Source organism: Pedobacter sp. 05L430, from assembly GCF_056397585.1.
Map to the genome: position 1 here is coordinate 1 of NZ_JBFTNT010000290.1, position 5,312 is coordinate 5,312.

Consider the following 5,312-nt stretch of genomic DNA (forward strand, 5'->3'; position numbering starts at 1 on the left):
ATGTAGTACTGCTTATTCCCTTCTGCTTGTTATATCTGTTTATTGGGGGCTTACCAATCCTTACCTATGTATTTGAAGAAACCATTAAATTAAAGTTGGGGGTAATTCCATTCGAAAATTTCTTTTACCTCATGAGTAATCTTCTGGTAAGTGTTTACTTATTTGAAGTGGTTAAAAGTAAAAGCAAAGCATAATGGAGCTGCCAATTTATACAAAGCAACAGCTTGCATTACGAAATGGCCAGGATAAGCCACAGATCTGGGTTGCGTACAGAGGTATTATTTACGATGTAACAGAAAGCAGGCTTTGGAGGAATGGCAAGCATTATGAACATTGGGCGGGTCAGGATTTGACAGATGAGCTGCCAGACGCCCCTCATACAGAAGCCGTATTTGAGAAGTTTAAGGCAATAGGCAAATTAAGTACATAAAGGAGCTCTGGTTATAGTGCTTCTTTATGTACTTAAATCAAGTTTTATGATTCTATTGTGAATGAACTTAAAGTCACAAATTCCTGAACACGTGCAGCAACTTCTTCAGACGTTAGGTTAATGATTTTTTCTGTTCCAAATTTCTCTACGCAGAAAGAAGCAAGGGCAGAGCCAAAGATTATTGCATTCTTCATGTTGTTGAAATTCACTGTTCCTACTTTAGCCATGTAACCAATAAATCCGCCTGCAAATGTATCTCCTGCACCGGTTGGATCAAATACTTCAGCCAATGGCAATGCCGGGGCTGAGAAAATTTTATCCTCATGGAATAATAGAGCGCCATGTTCGCCTTTTTTGATGATCAGGTATTTAGGACCCATTGCCAAAATTTTCTGAGATGCCCTAACTAATGAGTATTCTCCGGAAAGTTGACGCGCCTCCTCATCATTGATAGTAAGAACATCTACCATTTTAAGTGTTTCTAAAAGATCTGGCATCATAATGTCCATCCAAAAGTTCATTGTATCTAAAACAATTAGCTTAGGCTTGTTTTTAAGGCGTTTGATGACAGTCTGCTGGACAATTGGAGTAAGATTACCTAACATTAAGTATTCGCAGTCCTGGTAGCTCTCAGGGATAATGGGATCGAAATTCTCCAGTACATTAAGTTCGGTAACTAAGGTGTCGCGACTATTCATGTCGTTGTGATATTTTCCAGACCAAAAGAAAGACTTTTCTCCCTCTTTTATTTGCAGTCCTTCGGTATCAATTCCATGTTGGGTAAACGTATTTATGTCCTCTTTATGGAAGTCATCGCCCACAACACCAACAATTTTTACTTTATTGTAGAAGTAAGAAGCGGCTAAACTTGCATAAGTTGCGGCACCACCTACTATTTTATCTGTCTTTCCGAAGGGAGTTTCGATCGCGTCAAAAGCTACAGTACCTATGATTATCAGGCTCATATGAAATAATTGAGTTTTTTTTAAATTTTTTCTCTGCAAATATTGCATAAATAAATTAAAACCCCTAATATTGCATTCCCAAAACGAACAAGATATTATGTTCCTAGGAACACATCAGAAGCGTTTTTGGACGACCAGACTCCTTCTTAGCTCAGCTGGTTAGAGCATCTGACTGTTAATCAGAGGGTCGCTGGTTCGAGCCCAGCAGAGGGAGCAGAAATGGGCAAGCAGAAGAAATTCTAGTTTGCCCATTTTTTTTGCCCCGTCCCCAGTTACAATCTTTTCTATTCACTTTCTGACTTAATGGCTTTATAACCAGCGCTAAAAAAATACAAAATGTGGTATTTTAACTATTCCCAGATTCTAACAAAAAACTTTAAACATTAAAATGTTATTAGCAATTTGCAATTAATGAAAGGAGAATAGACCTCAATCTGTCATTAGCAAACCATAAAAAACCTCAACCATGAAAAACCTAGAAACATTTAATTTATCGGTTCCTCCGTCAGTGTTGGATGATCTAAAAGATCGTTTAAAAAATACCCGTTGGCCGGGTGAAGCAGAAGGCTCTGGCTGGAATTTTGGCACAAGTGAAACTTATCTTAAAGAATTAGTGGACTATTGGATCAATAAGTACGATTGGCGCAAACAAGAAGCTGAGCTTAATAAATACCCGCAATATACTACAGATGTGAATGGCATGAAAATTCATTTTCAATACATCAAGGGGAAAGGCAAAGATTCCAAGCCTCTTCTGTTGACCCACGGGTGGCCGGATAGTTATTATCGTTTTCACAAAATCATTCCACTATTAACAGAAGGCAATCAAAGTTTTGACCTGATCATTCCATCCATTCCAGGCTTCGGATTCTCTGAAAAAAATGCAGTTCACAATGAAGCAGTTGCAGATTTATGGAAAGTATTGATGACCGAAAATCTTGGTTATCATAAATTTTATGCAGCTGGGGGCGACGTAGGTATGAGCGTTACTAAAGCCCTTGCATCYAAATATCCCGAAGTAGTTGCTGGTGTACATTTTACAGATGTTGGTTATCCTATGGGACAGGAGGATCCCAATACCATGACAGAAGCTGAGAAGCAATTTGCGCAGTTTGTGCAACAGTGGTGGTACAGCGAAGGTGCATATGCTATGGTACAATCTACCAAACCACAATCGCTGGCCTACGGTTTAAACGATTCTCCTGCCGCACTTGCTGCCTGGATACTCAGTTTCGGCAACGCTGGGGCTTCTCCTGAGATTTTAGAAAAGGCATTTGGTGGAAGGGATGAACTGCTCACTAACATCATGATCTATTGGGTAACGCAAACGATAGGTACTTCTGCCAGGATGTACAAAATGGATGCTATGGCACAATGGAGCGGTGCAGAACCATTACAGAAAAGTAATGTGCCTGCAGGTGTAGCAGTATTCCCAAGAGAAGCACAATTCCCAAAAGAATGGGCCGAACGTTTTGTTAATGTGGTTAGCTTTAGGCAAATGAAAGAAGGTGGACATTTTGCTGCCCTGGAGGTGCCTGATGTTTTTGCTGAAGAACTAAGAGACTTCTTTTACAGTATTGCTTAGTACGCGCTAATGAAAGAGATAACATTTTAGGAAAAGTATTGTATGGTATAATTAAAATCCCTAATATTGCATTCCCAAAACAAAAATGCTATGCGTCCTTAAGGACAAATTAGAAGTGTTTTTGGAAGGCCAGACTCCTTCTTAGCTCAGCTGGTTAGAGCATCTGACTGTTAATCAGAGGGTCGCTGGTTCGAGCCCAGCAGAGGGAGCTCAAAATGAGAGAGTTAGCCTCACTGTAAAAGTGAGGCTTTTCTATTTGCACAAAATTTGCACACAATAATGGAGCGGAATGATTGGATCAATCCACAAAACTTGTGGAGTAAATCTATCATTTCATCATCTGGAGAAACAAACACCCTTGAACCGGCTAGCACCGTTAAATATTATTTTATTGATATTTATTTAACTCTCTAACGATGGGGGGACAATTTTTTTCACTTTTTTTAAAGAAAATTTGTTTTTTTATTTTAAAGAACTATTTTTGATATTAACCAAATAAATTAACCTCTCAATATGGCATTTTCATGTATTTTATTTCCTCGTAATATAGGCGAGATCTCGCTTGGTAAATACTTTTTTCATAATCTGARTCTATTACTATACAGTATTCAACTAAACAAATAAAGTTGAATATTTCATGTGATTTTATTTATGCTTATGAGATATACTTTTAAAAGGCTATTAATTGCAGATACTGTTCTAATGCTAATAACAGGGCTCTTGTATTGTGGTGCAATATTTAACGGATTCCAAACTAATTGGGATGATCAATGGGTTGTTAAAAATGTATATACGATCAGTGGAGTTAATACATCCAATATACATGATATTTTTTTTCACTTTTATCATGGTCAATATGCTCCTATCAACCAAATATATTACACCATCATCTATTCAGTATTTGGATATGATTCTAAAGCATTTCATTTATTTAGTATCCTGTTACATATAGCAAACACACTGTTGGTACTCAGAATAATATTAGCCATCACTAATTTGACGGTTGATCCTAGTAAGGGAAACAAATTTAGGATTGCTTTTCTTACTGCTCTTTTTTTTGGAATTAGTCCCATTATGGTGGAATCGGTTGCTTGGCTGTCTGCTTCAAAAGTAGTTCTTTATGCTTTTTTTTATCTGCTTTCATTATTGAGTTATATCAAGTATATGGAACAAAGGCAATTAAGGTATTATAGTATTGCTTTGATACTCTTTATCTTCTCGTTTGGAGCAAAAGAACAAGCGGTGATATTACCATTATGTCTCTTGTTTTTGGATTTCATAGTTAAAAGAAGCCTGACGCTTGAAGTAATTTTCTACGAAAAAATTCCCTTTTTTATAATTTCGGCTTACTTTGCCATAATTACATTGCTATCTCAAGAAGCAAGTGGCGAAGGTTTACTCTCAGCTGAAGCGAAATATCCTTTTTATCAGAATATATCATTCGCGTGTTATTCTCTATTACAGTACGCATATAAATGCTTGTTACCAATAGATCTGAATTATTTGTATCCGTTTCCCAATTTACCGGGCACTTTAATGCCTTTATGGTTCTGGTCATATTTGGGATTGTTTATTATAATTGTTTATGCAGGTTATCATTATTTGCAACAGCGATGGATTCTATTCGGAATTAGTTTTTTTGTTATTCATCTTACAACTGTCTTACATGTTATCCCAATATCCAGACATGCAATAATTGCAGATCGTTATATCTATGTTTCAACAATAGGCATATTCTTTATACTCTCAGTTATTCTTGAGAACTTAATTTCTAAAAATAGATTTTTCCTAATTCCTGCTACATTATATTTTTTTTCTCTTTTCGTCCTTGGGATTAAACAAATTAAAGTATGGCAAGACAGTAGCTCGCTAAAATACGAACTAAGACAGATGATTATGGAAAGAGAAAATGAAAACACTAATGGATCGCAAAATGAAAAGTAAAAGAAATAAACTCCTTCTTGGTGCTTTTCTATCAATCATTGTTTTAAACCAATTTGTCTTTACACTTAATTACCAGATAAATAATATCACACTAAGTAGTTTTTACAAAGCTCAAATGGAGGGAGTCCAATCAAAAAAGGTAGATACAGGAGCGAATAAAGTCTTAAAGTTACCAATTAACACTCATTAGGTAACTAAAGGAGATTAATAAATAATTCGATAACAAGTGTGCACAAAAAAGAAAACATGAAAAAGACCAAAACCAAATTTATTTATTTATCAATATTTTTACTGTTGATCATTAGCGTAATAACAATATATTCCTGTAGCAAATCTGAAATAACCACATCAGATGGGAAAAAAATTAGCTTAATTGCACCTAATGGAC

General features: G+C 36.1%; 5 protein-coding genes and 2 tRNA genes. 6 read left to right on the forward strand and 1 reads right to left on the reverse strand.

Annotated elements, in window-relative coordinates; translation table 11 throughout:
• A partial coding sequence (locus AC1DG9_RS22690; RefSeq protein ID WP_477635286.1) for a lycopene cyclase domain-containing protein occupies positions 1 to 194 on the forward strand: 194 nt, incomplete at its 5' end.
• Positions 194 to 430 carry a cytochrome b5 domain-containing protein gene (locus tag AC1DG9_RS22695; protein WP_172659317.1) on the forward strand — a complete coding sequence of 79 codons (237 nt, stop codon included), beginning with the start codon at positions 194 to 196 and terminating at the stop codon, positions 428 to 430. The genes AC1DG9_RS22690 and AC1DG9_RS22695, both read left to right, overlap by 1 nt.
• A gap of 44 nt (positions 431 to 474) precedes the next feature.
• Here AC1DG9_RS22695 and AC1DG9_RS22700 read toward each other — a convergent pair whose 3' ends face one another.
• A complete protein-coding gene (locus tag AC1DG9_RS22700; protein ID WP_337717936.1) occupies positions 475 to 1,395 on the reverse strand; it encodes a PfkB family carbohydrate kinase in 921 nt (306 codons plus the stop codon).
• A 140-nt stretch (positions 1,396 to 1,535) separates the two neighbouring features.
• Between AC1DG9_RS22700 and AC1DG9_RS22705 the strand changes: the two genes are divergently transcribed.
• The 4 genes from AC1DG9_RS22705 (at position 1,536) to AC1DG9_RS22720 (ending at position 4,924) form a co-directional block, all read left to right on the forward strand.
• A tRNA-Asn gene (locus AC1DG9_RS22705) sits at positions 1,536 to 1,609 on the forward strand.
• Positions 1,610 to 1,861: 252 nt separating this feature from the next.
• Positions 1,862 to 2,980 carry an epoxide hydrolase family protein gene (locus tag AC1DG9_RS22710; protein WP_288884257.1) on the forward strand — a complete coding sequence of 373 codons (1,119 nt, stop codon included), beginning with the start codon at positions 1,862 to 1,864 and terminating at the stop codon, positions 2,978 to 2,980.
• Positions 2,981 to 3,115: 135 nt separating this feature from the next.
• Positions 3,116 to 3,189: transfer RNA gene (locus AC1DG9_RS22715), tRNA-Asn, on the forward strand.
• 448 nt (positions 3,190 to 3,637) lie between these two features.
• Positions 3,638 to 4,924 carry a hypothetical protein gene (locus AC1DG9_RS22720; RefSeq protein WP_337717934.1) on the forward strand — a complete coding sequence of 429 codons (1,287 nt, stop codon included), beginning with the start codon at positions 3,638 to 3,640 and terminating at the stop codon, positions 4,922 to 4,924.
• The last annotated feature ends 388 nt before the right edge of the window (positions 4,925 to 5,312 follow it).